This is a genomic window from Streptomyces sp. NPDC050806, from assembly GCF_055586425.1.
Genome location: NZ_JBVJIF010000003.1, coordinates 127591 through 142677 on the forward strand (window position 1 = coordinate 127591; position 15087 = coordinate 142677).

The window sequence follows — 15087 nt, forward strand, 5'->3', positions numbered from 1 at the left end:
GCGCGCCTTCTCTCTCGGTCTGCTGCTCGGGGCTGCTGTCGCTCATCGTTCCTGTCCCTGTTCTGAAGGCAACGCGGCCTGCGGTGCCCCCTCATCTTCAATGATCTCTCCGGTGGCGGTGTTGACCGCCGGGGCGGCCGGAGCGGCCTGGGCCAGGGTCGCCGCGACGGTCTCGGCGGTCTTGCGGCCGACGCCGGGCACCTCGCAGATCTCCTCGATCGTCGCGGCCCTGAGTTTCTTCAGGGAGCCGAAGTGCTTCAGGAGGGCCTGGCGGCGACTCTCGCCGAGGCCGGGCACGGTGTCCAGGGGGCCCGCCGTGAGTCGCTTGCCGCGCTTGTTGCGCTGGTAGGCGATGGCGAAGCGGTGCGCCTCGTCACGGACGCGCTGGAGGATGTACAGCCCCTCGCTCGTACGGGGCAGGACGACCGGGTCCTCCTCGCCGGGCACCCAGACCTCCTCCAGGCGCTTGGCCAGCCCGCAGACCGCGACGTCGTCGATGCCCAGCTCGTCCAGCGCCTGCTGCGCCGCGGCCACCTGCGGCCGGCCGCCGTCGACGACGACCAGCTGCGGCGGGTACGCGAACCGCTTGGGGCGGCCCTCCTCGTCCTTCGGGCCCGGCTCCGGCCCGGAGAGGTCCGCCGGTCCCGGGGCGGGTCCCGAGACCGGTCCGGCGGCGTCCGGCCCGGTCTCCTCCTCCCACTCGCCGGTCTTCTGCTTCTCCGCCAGGTACCGCTTGAAGCGGCGGGAGATCACCTCGTGCATCGACCGGACGTCGTCCTGGCCCTGGAAGGTCTTGATCTGGAAGCGTCTGTACTCGCTCTTGCGGGCCAGCCCGTCCTCGAAGACGACCATGGACGCCACGACGTCGTCGCCCTGGAGGTGGGAGATGTCGAAGCACTCGATGCGCAGCGGCACCGAGTCCAGCTCCAGCGCCTCGGCGATCTCCTCCAGCGCCCGGGAGCGGGTCGTCAGGTCCGAGGCGCGCTTGGTCTTGTGCAGCGCGAGGGCCTGCTGGGCGTTGCGCTCGACCGTGGCCATCAGGTCCTTCTTGTCGCCGCGCTGCGGGACGCGCAGCGAGACGTTCGACCCGCGGCGCTCGGTCAGCCACTGCTGGACCGGCTCGACGGGGTCGGGCAGCGCCGGGACCAGGACCTCCTTGGGCACGGCGTCGCCGCGCTCCTCGCCGTAGAGCTGCTGCAGGGCGTGCTCGACGAGGGCCGCGCTGTCGACGTTCTCGACCTTGTCGGTGACCCAGCCGCGCTGGCCGCGCACCCGGCCGCCGCGCACGTGGAAGATCTGGACGGCGGCCTCCAGCTCGTCCTCGGCGAGGGCGACGAGGTCGGCGTCGGTGGCGTCGGCGAGCACGACGGCGCTCTTCTCCATGGCGCGCTTGAGCGCCTCTATGTCGTCGCGCAGCCGAGCCGCCCGCTCGTACTCCATCTCCTCTGCGGCCTCGCCCATCAGCCGCTCCAGGCGGCGGATGTACGCGCCGGTGCGGCCGGCCATGAAGTCGCAGAACTCGTCGGCCAGTTCGCGGTGCTCCTCGGCGGAGACCCGTTCGACGCAGGGGGCCGAGCACTTGCCGATGTACCCCAGCAGGCAGGGGCGGCCGATCTGGCGGGAGCGCTTGAAGACCCCGGCGGAGCAGGTCCGGACGGGGAAGACCCGCAGCATCAGGTCGACGGTCTCGCGGATGGCCCAGGCGTGCGCGTACGGGCCGAAGTAGCGCACGCCCTTCTTCTTGGCGCCGCGCATGACCTGGACCCGCGGGAACTCCTCGTTGAGGGTGACCGCGAGGTACGGATAGCTCTTGTCGTCGCGGTACTTGACGTTGAACCGCGGGTCGAACTCCTTGATCCAGCTGTACTCCAGCTGGAGCGCCTCGACCTCGGTGGAGACGACGGTCCACTCCACGGCCGCGGCGGTGGTGACCATCGTGCGCGTGCGCGGGTGCAGATTCGCGAGGTCCTGGAAGTAGTTCGACAGGCGCTGACGCAGGCTCTTGGCCTTGCCCACGTAGATCACGCGCCGGTGCTCGTCCCGGAACTTGTAGACCCCCGGCGAGTCGGGGATCTGTCCCGGCTTGGGTCGATAGCTGCTGGGGTCTGCCATGTCCGCCACCCTACTGGTGACCACTGACAACCCGGGCACGGGCGAGGACACCGGCGGCAGGCGTGGAAGGCCCCGGCCCGCGGCGGAACGCGTCGCCGGGGGCCGGGGCCGGTGCGGGGGGTGGCGCTGTGGAGCCGCTCACGGAAGCCGGTGCGAGCGGCTGCCGCGCGCGGCCGGCTGCGCGGGCCGCGGGATCAGCGGCGAAGGCTGCGGGAGACGAGCGCGCCGCCGACCGCCAGCACGAGCACGGTGCCCAGGGCGGTCAGCACCGCCACGAGCGGACCGCTGCCCCCGGTGGTGGCCGCCGCGACCGGCTGAGCGGCCTGCCCGGCGGCCGGGCGGTCCGCCGCGGCGCCGGAGGGCCGGGCGGCCGCTCCGTAACCGCCGGCCTCGCCGCGCCGGTCGTACGCCGAGCCTGGCAGCTTGTCGCCGTAGGCCGCGCGCACCCGCTTCCCGTACGCGGCGACCGTCGTCCCGGCCGCGCCCACCGCCCGCCGTGCGTCCGCGTCCAGCGGCTGGACGCGGTCCCCGCGCAGGACGTACCAGGCGTCGATCTGCGGCTCGCGGAAGAGCGTGCCGCCCGCGGCCCCGGCCTTGGCCGCGTACGTCGTCTCGTCCGCGCCGGTGGCGATGTTCACCACCCGCCAGTCGTCCGCTCCCTTGGGGCGTACGGTCCACACCGACGCCTCCTGGCCGTCGGCGGAGACGGCCTTGCTGGCGAGGAAGTCGAGCTTCGCCACGGAGGCGCCGGAGCGGCCGCGCACGAAGTCCGGCGAGAGCACGTAGACGGGCACGGTGGCGCCCTCGATGCGCGGACCGGCCGCCTTGACGCTCACCCTGCCGTCACGGGCGAAGAAGCGCGCGAGGGTCTTCAGGGTGTCCGGCGCGGTCGCCGCCTCGTGGGCGGCGGCCACGCTCGCCGCGGCCGGCCTCCCGGGCGGCGCGGGGGTGTCGGCCGCCGACGCGGCCTGCGGGGCGAGCGCGGCGAGCGCGGTGGTCAGCGCCGCGGTGACGGCGCCCCGCTTCACGTTCCTGTGCGTCATCGCCTCAGGCTCCGATCCGGTAGAGGGAGTGCGTCCAGGAGAACTCGCTGCCGTTGACGTAGTAGCGGTAATCGCCCCAGTTGTAGCGGTTGTTGTCCGGCCAGGGGTCGCCCCAGTACACCCAGTTGTTCGCGGTGTCGAAGCCGTACAGGACGTGCATGTGACCGCCTCCGGAAGACCACTGGATGCGGGTCTCCACGGGCCTGTTGGCGTTGATCTCGCTCTGTACGGTGCTGTAGTTCAGGTAGCCGCCGACGTAGCTGCCGGGGTTGACGCCGGCCCAGTCGAGGCCGTTCTGCACGTCCCCCAGGGTCGCCTGGCTGTTGGGACAGGTGGTGCCCTGCTGCCGCCCGAAGGAGGCGTTGCAGAACTGGTTCTGGCTGTAGTTGCGGCCGAACCAGGTGGCGATGGTGTTGCCGGAGGCCGCCCAGCACCAGTTGCTGTTCTGCTGGGCCTGCATCGTGAGGTTCAGCTTCTTGCTGCCGAGGGCGGTGTCGGGGGCGGCCGTCGCCGTCGCGGCGGGGAAGCCGGTGAGGACGGCGGCGACGGCCGCGATCAGGGGCCATCTGCGGCGCGTTGCGCGGGTACGGCACGAGCGTGTGCCGCGGGATTGGCGGTGCATGGCGGTCCTCCCGAGGGGGGTGGGAAGAGGGAGAGGAACGCATCCGGATGATGCTGAGGAGCATCGGGTGTTGTCCGGGGCAGGTCAACACGCTTCAATGCGAGATGACGCGGGGGTGTGGACGGACGGTCCCTGGTGTGAACGTCCCCTGCCCGGCGATCTGCGAGGAACGGACAGCGCCAGCGGGACGTGTGAACTCCGGTTGTGAACGTTCACCCCGCGCACCGGAGGGTTGGCAATGGCACAGGACACCGCCGCATCGGACGTGCTGGCACAGGTGCTGCGCACCGGGCCGTTCCACCTGGCCCTGCGGGCCGCACTGGCCGAACGCGGCCTGGCCCTGCACCGCGTGCAGTACAAGCTCGCGCAGCGCGGCATCAAGGTCGGCGTCACCAGCCTCAGTTACTGGCAGCAGGGCGCCCGCCGCCCGCAGCGCCCCGAGTCGCTGCGCGCGGTGACCGCCCTGGAGGAGGTGCTGGAGCTGCCGGCCGGCTCCCTGACCCGGCTCCTGGAGTCGCAGACCCCGGTGTTCCCGGACGTGGAGCGGCCCACGGGCCGGTCGTACCGCACCCTGACCGAGGCCTCCGACGTGGTGCGCAAGCTCCTCGCCGACCTCGGCGCCCCCACGGACGGCGGGCTGCACACCGTGGGGCAGTCGGAGCGGGTGCGCATAGGGGCGCGGCGCGAGCTGCTGGACCGCGAGTCGCAGCACGTGGTGCGCGCGCACCGGGACGGCATCGACCGGTACGTCGCCATCCACTGCGGCGACGAGGGCGCCGATCCGGCGCGGATGGCCGTGCGGGCCACGGAGAACTGCCGGGTGGGCCGGGTGCGGTACGCCCCGGAGGCGCCGCTCGTGGTCGCCGAGCTGCTCTTCGACACCCGGCTGCGGGCGGGCGAGACGTACGTCTTCTCCTACGGGTTCCGCGACGGGACCGCGGGCGAGAGCACGGAGTACCTGCGCGGCTTCCCGTTCCCCGGCGGGCAGTACGTCCTCCAGATCCGCTTCGACGAGGCGGCGCTCCCCGTGCGCTGCGGCCGCTTCGCGCAGGCCACGATGGCCGCGCCCCGCACGGCCCGCCAGGACCTGACCCTCACGGGGCAGCACCGCGCCGTCCACCTGGTCGACCAGTCGGTACGCCCGGGCCTGCTCGGCATCGAATGGGACTGGGGCTGAGCCCTTCGGGGGCGCGGAAAGGCGGCCCTACGAACCCGCGATCAGCTTGCCGCCCTTGACCTTGACCGGGATCTCCTCCAGCGGCGTGGTCGCCGGCCCGTGCACGGGCTTTCCCGTGGCCACGTCGAACCGGCTCCCGTGCAGCGGGCAGGTCGCCACTTCCTTGTCGAGCTTGTTCAGTACCGCGCCGGCGTGCGTGCACACCGAGCTGAAGCACTTGAACTCCCCCTCGGCCGGCTGCGAGACGACCAGCTTCTCCTCGGGGTAGAGCTTGGCGCCGCCGACCGGTATCTCGGCGGCAGCACCCAGCTCCGTCTCCTGCGTGGGCGCCTTCGGGGCCGAGCCCGACCCCGAACCGCCCGCGGAGCACGCGGCGGCGCCGACGCACGCGATGCCCGCGAGCGCGGCCCCGCGCAGCACGGTACGGCGGTGGAGGGGCTCGCTCATGGTCATGACTCCTGCGTTCCGGGGGCGGGATGCCTTCCCCGGGGTGTGCGCCCCCTCGCGGGACGCGCGCGCTCTCAGGGGCCGACGCTGCTTCCCGACGATACCGGGACGGAATCCGCGCCCCCGGCCGGGTCCGCCGGATCGCTCGCCGTCCTCCGCAGCAGGTCCTGCTCGATCTCCTCCAGGCTGCGCCCCTTCGTCTCGGGGAGCAGCTTCCGCACGAACACGAAGGCGAGGAACGTCATCACCGCGAAGAAGAGGAAGTTGGCGCCCGCCCCGAAGGTGTCGAGGAGCGAGGGGAACACCAGCGCGACCGCCATGTTGAACAGCCAGTTGAAGATCACGCACAGGCCGACCGCCGCGGCCCGCAGCCGCATCGGGAACAGCTCGGGCAGCATCACCCACTGCACCGGCCCCCAGGAGACGGCGAACGACGCGATGTAGAGGCCGATCCCGAAGAGCGTGAGGACGGACAGCAGCGCGCCGTACCCGAGTCCGCTGAGGTTCGTGACGGCCAGCAGCACCATGGCGGCGCACATGCCCAGCGCGCCCCACAGGAGCAGCGGCTTGCGCCCCTTGCGGTCGATCAGCCGCATCGCGGGCAGCGTCATCAGCATGTTCAGCGCGCCGACGCCCATAGTGGCGATGATCGCGCCGCTGTCCCCGAAGCCGACGTTGGTCAGCAGCCGGGGCGCGTAGTAGATGATCGTGTTGATGCCGACGAAGTTCTGGAAGAACACCAGCAGCATCCCGACGACGAAGACCGGCCGCAGCTTCGGCGACAGCAGGTGCCGGAAGGTCAGGCTCTCGGTCTGCTCGCGCTCGGTCCGTACGGTCTCCTCGATCTCGGCCAGTTCGGCCCGGGCCGCCTCGCCCTCCCCGCGCAGCTGGAACAGCACCCGCCGCGCCTCGTCGCCACGCCCCTTGCCGACGAGCCAGCGCGGGCTCTCCGGCTGCGTGATGATGCCGACCGCCAGTACCGCGGCGGGCACGACGCCGAGCCCGATCATCCAGCGCCAGGCGCCGGAGTCGTGGAAGACGTAGTCGGTGACGTACGCGAGGAAGATGCCGACCGTGACCAGCAGCTGCATCAGCGAGGCCAGTCCGCCGCGCACGTGCTTGGGCGCCAGCTCGGTCAGGTAGAGCGGCACGACGACGGACGCGATGCCGACACCGATGCCGAGGACGAAGCGGAAGGCGATCAGCGCCCAGACGTGCGTGGCGAGCGCCGCGCCGAGCGTGCCCAGGATGAAGACCCCGGAGGCGGCGAGGATCAGCCGCCGGCGGCCCCAGGAGTCCGACAGCCGCCCGGACAGGCCGGCGCCCAGCATCGCGCCGACCAGCAGCCCGGAGACGACCATGCCTTCCAGCAGCGGGGTCATCGGGATGTCCCGCTTGATGTAGAGCAGCGCCCCGGAGATCACGCCGGTGTCGTAGCCCCACAGGATGCCGCCGAGGGCGCCGAAGACCCAGATCAGCCCGTTCTTCAGGCGAGAGGCCCGCTGTGTCGCGGGGACCGCGGTTGCCATCTGCGTCACCCCTTGTCCGGCGCGATGTGGATCTTGCGGCCGGTGCCGGCCTTGAAGCGGGCGACGGCTTCGTCGAAGTCCTCCAGCCCGAACACGTCGCTGACCAGCGGATCCAGGTCGAGCCCGGAGGCGAGCACGTCGATGGCGGGCTGGAAGCTGTTGTGCACGGCCATCGAGCCGATGATGTCGATCTCGCTGTTGTATACGAGGTACGGCGAGAACGCGGCCTTCCGGGCCGGGTCCGCCACGCCGAACTGCAGGAACGTGCCGCCCTTGCGTACCCGGCCGAGCCCGTCCTCGATGGCGGGCACGGCGCCGGTCGCGTCCACGACCACCTCGAAGCCCGGACTCTTGCCGCGCCCGAGCTTGTCCGCGCTGGTCACGGCCGCGTCCAGGCCGAACGACTCGGCGAACGCCAGCCGCTCCTCGTTCAGGTCGACCACCGAGACGGAGGCGGCGCCCGCGGTCCGTACGAGCGCGGCCATCATCAGGCCCATCGTGCCCGCGCCGTAGATCAGGTAGTGCTCGCCGGGGCGGCGCGGCAGCCGGTTCAGCCCGTGCACCGCGCAGGACAGCGGCTCGATCAGACCGGCCGCCGCCTCGGAGAAGGACGCCGGGATCACGTAACAGCAGCGCGCCGGGACGGCCACCTGCTCGGCGAAGCCGCCCGCCTGCGTGACGCCGATCGCCCGGTAGTCCTCGCAGAGGTTCCCGCGGCCGATCCGGCAGTAGTGGCAGGCGCCGCACGGCATGTTGGGGTCCACGGCCACCCGGTCGCCGACGGCCGGTACGGCGACGCCCTCGCCGACCGCGATCACCTCGCCGGTCAGCTCGTGCCCGGGGATCACCGGGTACGTCACCGGCGGCAGCTCGCCGCCGAGGATGTGCATGTCCGTCCCGCACAGGCCGCACGAGGAGACGCGGACGACGACCTCGCCGGGTTCAGGCCGGGGGTCCGGCACGTCGGCCGGGGCGGCTCGGCCCGGCTCGGTGACCACGACAGCGCGCATATCGCGCCTCCACTTCGTTGTGCTGCGGCTTCTGGGTACTGCGGCTGGTGCTGGTGCGGCTGCGCCGCTTCCCGCCCCGAGGCTTCGCGCGGGGGCTCCGTAACTCCTCGGTTCCGTGGGGCTTCGCCGGCCCTCGGTTGCCGGGAGGCTAGCTCGCACGTAAACGCTTACGCAAGCGTTTACGGCACGCTTCTCATGCGTTACGGTTTCCCCACAATCACGCACGCCGTCGGTCACGTCGGCCACGTCGGGGAGGACGGCATCGGATGGCGACGATGGTGGATGTCGCACGCCGCGCGGGCGTCTCCGTGGCGACGGTCTCGCACGTCCTGAACGAGACCCGGCCCGTCCGCCCCGACACCCGCGAGTCCGTCCTGGAAGCGATCGACGAGCTGGGCTACACCCACAACACGCTCGCCCGCTCCCTCGTGACCTCGCGCACCCGCTCCATCGGCCTCGCGGTCTCCGCGATCAGCAACCCGTACTTCACCGAGATCCTCCAGGGCGTCGAGGCCGGCGCCCTGGAGGCCGGATACAGCCTGCTGATCGCCGACCCGCACGACGACCCCGCGCACGAGCGCAAGGTCGTCCAGCTGCTGCACGAACGCCGCGTGGACGGCATGATCGTCGCCCCGTCCGCCGAACCCGCCGCGCTCGTCGAGTACGTCACCAAGCGCGAGGTCCCCACGGTCTTCCTGGACCGGCTGGTCGGCGACGCGTACGACCAGGTGTGCGCCGAGAGCACGGGCCCCGTGCGGCAACTGGTCGAGCACCTGGCCGACCTGGGCCACACCCGTATCGGCCTGATCGCCGGACTCCCCGGCCTGAGCACGACCACCGAACGCGTCGCGGGCTACCGCGAGGGCCTGCGCTCCCGCGGCCTGCCGTTCGCGCCGGAACTGCTCGCGGGCGGCAACTCCGAGGCGGAGGGCGCCGAGGACGCCACCCGGCACCTCCTCGCCGCCCCCGAACCGCCCACCGCCGTGATCACCGCCAACAACGCCATGACCATCGGCGCCCTGAAGGCCCTCGGCGAGCTGGGCCTCCGGGTGCCGCACGACATCGCGCTCGCCTGCTTCGACGACTTCTCGTGGGCGGACCTCTTCTCCCCCCGGCTCACCGCGATCTCCCAGCCCAGCCGCGAGATCGGCGCCGCCGCCGTCGACCTCCTCCTGGACCGCCTCCGGACCCCGGCCCGCCCACCCCGCACCCTCCGCCTCCCCTGCACCTTCATCCACCGCACGTCCTGCGGCTGCGGGGAGTGAGCCAGAGGTGCGAGCTGCGGAGGGACGCGGTGGTGGGGTGTGCGACGCGGGGGCACGCCGTACGGAGGCGCGCCGTGCCGAGGCGCACGGGGCGGACGCGCATCGCGCCGGCGCGCTCCATGCAACCGCCCGCCTCGCCGAACGGGGCGGGACGCCGGGCGGTCCGGGACCGCGCCGTACGCCTCACTCCCCTACGGCCCGCACGACACCCGCCCGCGCGCCGCGGCCCGCCGCGCGACGGGCCGACTCCACGCAACGGCCGGCCCATGGACCCGGGACCTTCCCCGAGCCCGGGACCTTCCCCGAGCCCGGGGCCGTCGCCGCGCACCGGACCGGCCACGCACCCCGACTCCACCGCGTACCGCGGACCGCCCCCGCGGCCGCAGTCGCAGTCGCAGTCGAACCTCGGACCGTCCGCGTACAGCGGGCCGTTCCCGCACCCCGGACCGCCCCCGGAAAGGACCTCTCGTGATCGTCGTCGCCGGCGAAGCCCTCATCGACCTCGTCCCCACGAGCGCCGCGGACGGCGAGCCCGCCCCCGCGGACAGCGCGGCGGCGCTGCCCACGCTGTCGCCGCGCCGGGGCGGCGGCCCGTACAACACCGCGGTCGCCCTCGGACGGCTCGGCTCACCGGCCGCCTTCTGCTCGCGGATCTCCACCGACGCCTTCGGCACGTCCCTCCTGGACGGCCTGCGGTCGGCGGGCGTCGACACCACGCTGGTCCAGCGGGGCACCGAGCCCACCACGCTCGCGCTGGCCGACATCAGCCCCGACGGCTCGGCCGGCTACGGCTTCTACGTCGACGGCACCGCCGACCGCCTCTTCACCCTGCCGCCCGCACTCCCCGACGGCGTACGCGCCCTCTCCCTGGGCACCTGCTCCCTCGTGCTGGAACCGGGCGCCAGCGCGTACGAGGCGCTGCTGCGCCGCGAGGCGGCCCGCGGGGTGTTCACCGCGCTGGACCCGAACATCCGCGCCGGTCTGATCCCCGACCCGGACGCCTACCGCGCCCGCTTCCACTCCTGGCTCCCGCACGTCGCGCTGCTCAAGCTCTCCGAGGAGGACGCGCGCTGGCTGGCCGGCGCCGACGACCTCCCGGAGGAGGCGGCGGCCGACGCGGTGACCGGTGCGGTGAAGGAGTGGCTGGCCGTCGGCCCGGCGGCCGTCGTACTCACCCGCGGCGGCGACGGCCTGACCGTCGCGACCACCTCCGGCGAGGTCTCCGTACCGGGCGAACGCGTCGACGTCGTGGACACGATCGGCGCGGGCGACACGGTCAACGCGGCGCTCCTGCACCGGCTGGACGCGCACCACGCCCTCTCCCCCACCGCGCTCGCGGCGCTCGGCGAGGACTCCTGGCGCGACATCCTCGGCTACGCCGCGCGGGCCGCGGCCGTCACCTGCTCCCGCCCCGGCGCGGAACCCCCGTACGCGGCAGAACTCGCCTGAGCGGCCGGCCGGCCGAGGGACCCGGGGCGTGTGTCGAGGCCGCCCCGGCGGCTCACACCAGGAAGACGCCCCGGCAGCTCACGCCAGGAAGGCGCCCCGGCGGCTCGCCGGGCTCATGCCAGCGACAGGAACAGCTTCTCCAGCTTGGCGCGCATCTCGTCGCGCTCCATCTCCGGCCCCGTCCCGTCGTCCGTCAGGCAGTGCTCCAGGCCCGTGGCGATGATCGCGAAACCGGCCCGGTCCAGGGCGCGGGACGCCGCGGCGAGCTGCGTGACGACCTCTTCGCAGGACCGGCCCTGCTCGATCATCCCTATCACCCCGGAGATCTGCCCCTGGGCCCGGCGCAGCCGGTTGACCGCGCCCTTCAGTTCCTCTGCTGGCAGCTCCACGGCCGTTCCTTTCCACGAATACCCCCGCGGGTATGGTAGCGCTGGTCCTGACACCCGCATTCCCGGTACGTCTGCGAGAGGACCCCCATGGCCACCCCCGCCGCTCCCCTGTCGGTCGAAGAGCTCCGTCCCCGCCTTCCGGAGCTGACACTCATCGATGTCCGCACGCCCGGGGAGTACGCCTCGGGACACATCCCCGGCGCCCTCAACGTCCCCCTCGACCAGCTCGACCAGCTCGACCGCGCCGTACCGGTCCTGCGCTCGGTCACCGCGCGGGGGCCGCTCGCCGTGGTCTGCGCGGGCGGCAACCGTTCCGCCACCGCCTGCGACCTGCTCGCCGACGCCGGGGTCACGGCCGCCTCGGTGACCGGCGGCACGAGCGCCTGGGCCGCCGTCGGCCAGCCCCTGGAGCGCCCGGCCGAGGGCCGCGCCGTCTGGCCCATGGAGCGCCAGGTACGGCTCGCCGCCGGATCGATCGTGCTGGCCGGTGTGCTCGCCGACCGCGTCCTGCCGGGCGCGAAGTATCTCTCCGCCGCCATCGGCGCCGGCCTGGTCTTCTCGGCCGCCACCGACACCTGCGGCATGGCGAGGGCCCTGGCCAGGCTCCCCCACAACCGCCGCCCCGCCACAACGCCGTCCCTCACGGCCACCCTCCGGATCCTGGAGAACTGACCACACGGCCCCTACGTCACCGGCGGGGAAACCCCACCTGCCTACGCGAGCCCGTCGCTACGTCTCCCGGGCACCGGCGCCCGGCCGACAGCACGAGGACCGATCACGCCCCGACGATCACGCCCGGACGGATCACGCCGGACCGATCAGGCTGGGCCGGTCACCCCGCCGGCCCCACCTGACCTCGTCCGCACCCGACCTCGTCCGCACCTGGCCTCGTCCCTCAAGGGCTCCCGGCCCCGGGACCGCCCGGCGCGGCCGGGCCCGGCTCCCCCACCACCAGGCCCGGCCACGCTCCCCGTGCTACCCCGCGGCCTTCCCCTTCGCGCGGGTCGTCTTCGGCTTGACCGCCTTGGTAACCGTCTTCTTCTTGGGGGACTTCTCCGCGGCCACCGTCTTGCCGGCCGCGGCCTTCTTCGCCGCCGTCTTCTTGGCCGGCGCCTTCGCCGCGGTGGACGTGGACTTCTTCGCCACCGCGCGCTTGGCCGCGGTCTTCTTCGACGGGGTGGCGTCGCTGACCCGGTCGCCGAGGATGTCCCGCAGGAACTTGCCGGTGTGGCTGGCCGGGACCGCCGCGACCTGCTCGGGTGTGCCCTCGGCGACGACGAGACCGCCGCCGTTGCCGCCTTCGGGACCCATGTCCACGAGCCAGTCGGCCGTCTTGATCACATCGAGGTTGTGCTCGATGACGATCACGGAGTTGCCCTTGTCGACCAGGCCGGACAGCACACGGATCAGCTTGTTGATGTCCTCGAAGTGCAGACCGGTCGTCGGCTCGTCCAGGACGTAGACCGTGCGGCCCGTGGAGCGCTTCTGCAGCTCGGACGCCAGCTTGACGCGCTGCGCCTCACCGCCGGAGAGCGTCGGCGCGGGCTGGCCGAGCCGGACGTAACCGAGGCCGACCTCGTGGAGCGTCTTCAGATGCCGCGAGATGGTCGGCACCGCCTCGAAGAAGTCCAGCGCCTCCTCGATCGGCATGTCCAGCACCTCGGCGATGGACTTGCCCTTGTAGTGCACCTCCAGCGTCTCGCGGTTGTACCGCGCCCCGTGGCACACCTCGCACGGGACGTAGACGTCCGGCAGGAAGTTCATCTCGATCTTGATCGTGCCGTCGCCGGAGCAGTTCTCGCAGCGGCCGCCCTTGACGTTGAAGGAGAACCGGCCCGGCAGATAGCCGCGGACCTTCGCCTCCATCGTCTCCGCGAACAGCTTGCGGACGTGGTCGAAGACACCGGTGTACGTCGCCGGGTTCGACCGCGGCGTACGGCCGATGGGCGACTGGTCCACGTGCACGACCTTGTCGACCAGGTCGTCGCCCTCGACCCGGGTGTGCCGGCCCGGCACCGACTTGGCGCCGTTCAGCTCGCGCGCCAGGTGGGTGTAGAGGATGTCGTTGACCAGCGTCGACTTGCCGGATCCGGAGACACCCGTGACAGCGGTCAGCACGCCCAGCGGGAAGGACACGTCGATGTCCTGGAGGTTGTTCTCCTTGGCGCCGTGCACCGTGAGGCGGCGCTCGGGGTCGACGGGCCGGCGCACGTCCGGCGTCGGGATGACCTTCTTGCCGGCCAGGTACTGCCCGGTCATCGACTCCTCGTTGGCCAGCAGCTCCTTCAACGGGCCGCTGTGCACGACCTTGCCGCCGTGCTCACCGGCGCCGGGGCCGATGTCCACCACCCAGTCCGAGGTCTTGATGGTGTCCTCGTCGTGCTCGACGACGATCAGGGTGTTACCGAGGTCCCGCAGCCGGACCAGCGTCTCGATGAGGCGGTGGTTGTCCCGCTGGTGCAGGCCGATCGACGGCTCGTCGAGCACGTACAACACGCCGACCAGCCCGGAACCGATCTGGGTGGCGAGCCGGATGCGCTGGGCCTCGCCGCCGGACAGGGTGCCGGCGGCCCGGTTCAGCGAGAGGTAGTCCAGGCCGACGTCGACCAAGAAGCGCAGCCGCTCGTTGACCTCCTTGAGCACCCGCTCGGCGATCTTCTTCTGGCGGGCGTCCAGCTTCATGTCCCGCAGGAAGTCGGCGCAGTCGCTGATGGACATGGCTGCGACCTCGGCGATGGACCTGCCCTGCACGGTGACGGCCAGCACGATCGGCTTCAGGCGCGTGCCGTCACAGGTGGGGCAGGGCACCTCGCGCATGTAGCCCTCGAAGCGCTCACGGCTGGAGTCGCTCTCCGCCTCGGAGTGCCGCCGCCGCACGAACGGCAGGGCGCCCTCGAACGGCGTGGTGTACGCCCGCTCCCGGCCGTAGCGGTTGCGGTAGCGCACCTCGATGCGGGTCCGGTGCCCGTTGAGCAGGGCCTTCTTGGCGCGCTGCGGCAGGCCGGCCCACGGGATGTCCGTACGGAAGCCGAGCGCGTCCGCGAGCGCGTCGATCAGCCGGCCGAAGTACTCCCTGTTGTGGCCGTGCGACCAGGGGTGGATGGCGCCTTCGTCGAGCGACTTGTCCTCGTCCGGGACGATCAGCTCGGGGTCGACCTCCATGCGCGTACCGATGCCGGTGCACTCGGGGCAGGCGCCGAACGGCGAGTTGAACGAGAAGGACCGCGGCTCCAGCTCCTCGAACGACAGGTCGTCGTACGGGCAGTAGAGGTGCTCCGAGTACATCCGCTCGCGCTGCGGATCGTCGGCTTCGAGGTCGACGAAGTCGAGGATGACCATGCCGCCGGAGAGGCCGAGCGCGGTCTCGACGGAGTCGGTCAGCCGGCGCTTGGCGCTGTCCTTGACCGTGAGGCGGTCGACGACCACCTCGATCGTGTGCTTCTCCTGCTTCTTGAGCTTCGGCGGCTCGGAGAGCTGGATCGTCTCGCCGTCGACCCGGGCCCGGCTGTACCCCTTGGTCTGCAGGTCGGAGAAGAGGTCGACGAACTCGCCCTTGCGCTCGCGGACGAGCGGCGAGAGGACCTGGAAGCGGCTGCCCTCGGGCAGCTCCAGCACCTTGTCCACGATGGCCTGCGGCGACTGGCGGGCGATCGGGCGGCCGCACTCGGGACAGTGCGGCTTGCCGATGCGGGCGAACAGCAGGCGGAGGTAGTCGTAGACCTCGGTGATCGTGCCGACCGTCGAGCGCGGGTTGCGCGACGTCGACTTCTGGTCGATCGAGACCGCCGGGGAGAGGCCCTCGATGAAGTCCACATCGGGCTTGTCCATCTGCCCGAGGAACTGCCGGGCGTACGAGGACAGCGACTCGACGTAGCGCCGCTGGCCCTCGGCGAAGATCGTGTCGAACGCGAGCGAGGACTTGCCCGACCCGGAGAGACCCGTGAACACGATGAGGGAGTCACGGGGGAGGTCGAGCGAGACGTTGCGGAGGTTGTGCTCGCGAGCGCCACGGACGATGAGACGGTCTGTCACGCCGGTCGGCAC

At 72.2% G+C, this 15087-nt stretch carries 12 protein-coding genes; 4 read left to right on the plus strand and 8 right to left on the minus strand.

Annotation, left to right across the window (positions count from 1 at the left end; translation table 11 throughout):
* Positions 1–42: 42 nt before the first annotated feature.
* The 3 genes from uvrC to ACZ6WH_RS09965 all read right to left on the minus strand — a co-directional run bounded on the left by uvrC (position 43) and on the right by ACZ6WH_RS09965 (position 3777).
* Positions 43–2112, minus strand: coding sequence for an excinuclease ABC subunit UvrC (uvrC, locus tag ACZ6WH_RS09955; RefSeq protein ID WP_469727353.1), 2070 nt, complete (start codon positions 2110–2112; stop codon positions 43–45).
* Positions 2113–2306: 194 nt separating this feature from the next.
* Complete coding sequence (locus ACZ6WH_RS09960) at positions 2307–3155, minus strand: hypothetical protein (protein WP_469727354.1); 849 nt, start codon at positions 3153–3155, stop codon at positions 2307–2309.
* A gap of 4 nt (positions 3156–3159) precedes the next feature.
* The gene (locus ACZ6WH_RS09965) at positions 3160–3777 is read right to left on the minus strand and encodes a papain-like cysteine protease family protein (protein WP_469727356.1); all 618 of its coding nucleotides are present in this window, start codon (positions 3775–3777) and stop codon (positions 3160–3162) included.
* A gap of 238 nt (positions 3778–4015) precedes the next feature.
* On the opposite strand from ACZ6WH_RS09965, the gene ACZ6WH_RS09970 reads away from it, so the two are divergent.
* On the plus strand, positions 4016–4954 hold the full coding sequence (locus tag ACZ6WH_RS09970) for a hypothetical protein (protein ID WP_432852823.1): 939 nt from the start codon (positions 4016–4018) through the stop codon (positions 4952–4954).
* A gap of 27 nt (positions 4955–4981) precedes the next feature.
* Here ACZ6WH_RS09970 and ACZ6WH_RS09975 read toward each other — a convergent pair whose 3' ends face one another.
* From ACZ6WH_RS09975 to ACZ6WH_RS09985, 3 genes are all read right to left on the minus strand, one after another.
* Positions 4982–5401 carry a Rieske (2Fe-2S) protein gene (locus tag ACZ6WH_RS09975; RefSeq protein ID WP_361560298.1) on the minus strand — a complete coding sequence of 140 codons (420 nt, stop codon included), beginning with the start codon at positions 5399–5401 and terminating at the stop codon, positions 4982–4984.
* 74 nt (positions 5402–5475) lie between these two features.
* Positions 5476–6930, minus strand: coding sequence for a sugar porter family MFS transporter (locus tag ACZ6WH_RS09980; protein ID WP_469727359.1), 1455 nt, complete (start codon positions 6928–6930; stop codon positions 5476–5478).
* Between the two features lie 5 nt (positions 6931–6935).
* Positions 6936–7940 carry a zinc-dependent alcohol dehydrogenase family protein gene (locus ACZ6WH_RS09985; protein WP_469727360.1) on the minus strand — a complete coding sequence of 335 codons (1005 nt, stop codon included), beginning with the start codon at positions 7938–7940 and terminating at the stop codon, positions 6936–6938.
* Between the two features lie 266 nt (positions 7941–8206).
* Here ACZ6WH_RS09985 and ACZ6WH_RS09990 point away from each other — a divergent pair, with 266 nt between their 5' ends.
* Positions 8207–9205, plus strand: a complete 999-nt coding sequence (locus tag ACZ6WH_RS09990; RefSeq protein ID WP_469727362.1) for a LacI family DNA-binding transcriptional regulator — start codon at positions 8207–8209, stop codon at positions 9203–9205.
* 468 nt (positions 9206–9673) lie between these two features.
* The gene (locus tag ACZ6WH_RS09995) at positions 9674–10654 is read left to right on the plus strand and encodes a carbohydrate kinase family protein (protein WP_469727364.1); all 981 of its coding nucleotides are present in this window, start codon (positions 9674–9676) and stop codon (positions 10652–10654) included.
* A gap of 113 nt (positions 10655–10767) precedes the next feature.
* Here the strand turns inward: ACZ6WH_RS09995 and ACZ6WH_RS10000 are convergent, their stop codons facing one another.
* Positions 10768–11037 carry a metal-sensitive transcriptional regulator gene (locus ACZ6WH_RS10000; RefSeq protein ID WP_361560897.1) on the minus strand — a complete coding sequence of 90 codons (270 nt, stop codon included), beginning with the start codon at positions 11035–11037 and terminating at the stop codon, positions 10768–10770.
* Positions 11038–11130: 93 nt separating this feature from the next.
* On the opposite strand from ACZ6WH_RS10000, the gene ACZ6WH_RS10005 reads away from it, so the two are divergent.
* Complete coding sequence (locus ACZ6WH_RS10005; RefSeq protein WP_469727365.1) at positions 11131–11715, plus strand: rhodanese-like domain-containing protein; 585 nt, start codon at positions 11131–11133, stop codon at positions 11713–11715.
* 303 nt (positions 11716–12018) lie between these two features.
* On the opposite strand, the gene uvrA is transcribed toward ACZ6WH_RS10005, so the two are convergent.
* On the minus strand, positions 12019–15075 hold the full coding sequence (gene uvrA, locus ACZ6WH_RS10010) for an excinuclease ABC subunit UvrA (protein ID WP_469727367.1): 3057 nt from the start codon (positions 15073–15075) through the stop codon (positions 12019–12021).
* Positions 15076–15087 lie beyond the last annotated feature (12 nt).

What these genes read in the sequence shown, in the direction of transcription:
- uvrC (WP_469727353.1), bottom strand. Translation starts at nt 2,112, where the DNA reads ATGGCAGACCCCAGCAGCTATCGACCCAAGCCGGGACAGATCCCCGAC.
- ACZ6WH_RS09960 (WP_469727354.1), bottom strand. Translation starts at nt 3,155, where the DNA reads ATGACGCACAGGAACGTGAAGCGGGGCGCCGTCACCGCGGCGCTGACC.
- ACZ6WH_RS09965 (WP_469727356.1), bottom strand. Translation starts at nt 3,777, where the DNA reads ATGCACCGCCAATCCCGCGGCACACGCTCGTGCCGTACCCGCGCAACG.
- ACZ6WH_RS09970 (WP_432852823.1), top strand. Translation starts at nt 4,016, where the DNA reads ATGGCACAGGACACCGCCGCATCGGACGTGCTGGCACAGGTGCTGCGC.
- ACZ6WH_RS09975 (WP_361560298.1), bottom strand. Translation starts at nt 5,401, where the DNA reads ATGAGCGAGCCCCTCCACCGCCGTACCGTGCTGCGCGGGGCCGCGCTC.
- ACZ6WH_RS09980 (WP_469727359.1), bottom strand. Translation starts at nt 6,930, where the DNA reads ATGGCAACCGCGGTCCCCGCGACACAGCGGGCCTCTCGCCTGAAGAAC.
- ACZ6WH_RS09985 (WP_469727360.1), bottom strand. Translation starts at nt 7,940, where the DNA reads ATGCGCGCTGTCGTGGTCACCGAGCCGGGCCGAGCCGCCCCGGCCGAC.
- ACZ6WH_RS09990 (WP_469727362.1), top strand. Translation starts at nt 8,207, where the DNA reads ATGGCGACGATGGTGGATGTCGCACGCCGCGCGGGCGTCTCCGTGGCG.
- ACZ6WH_RS10005 (WP_469727365.1), top strand. Translation starts at nt 11,131, where the DNA reads ATGGCCACCCCCGCCGCTCCCCTGTCGGTCGAAGAGCTCCGTCCCCGC.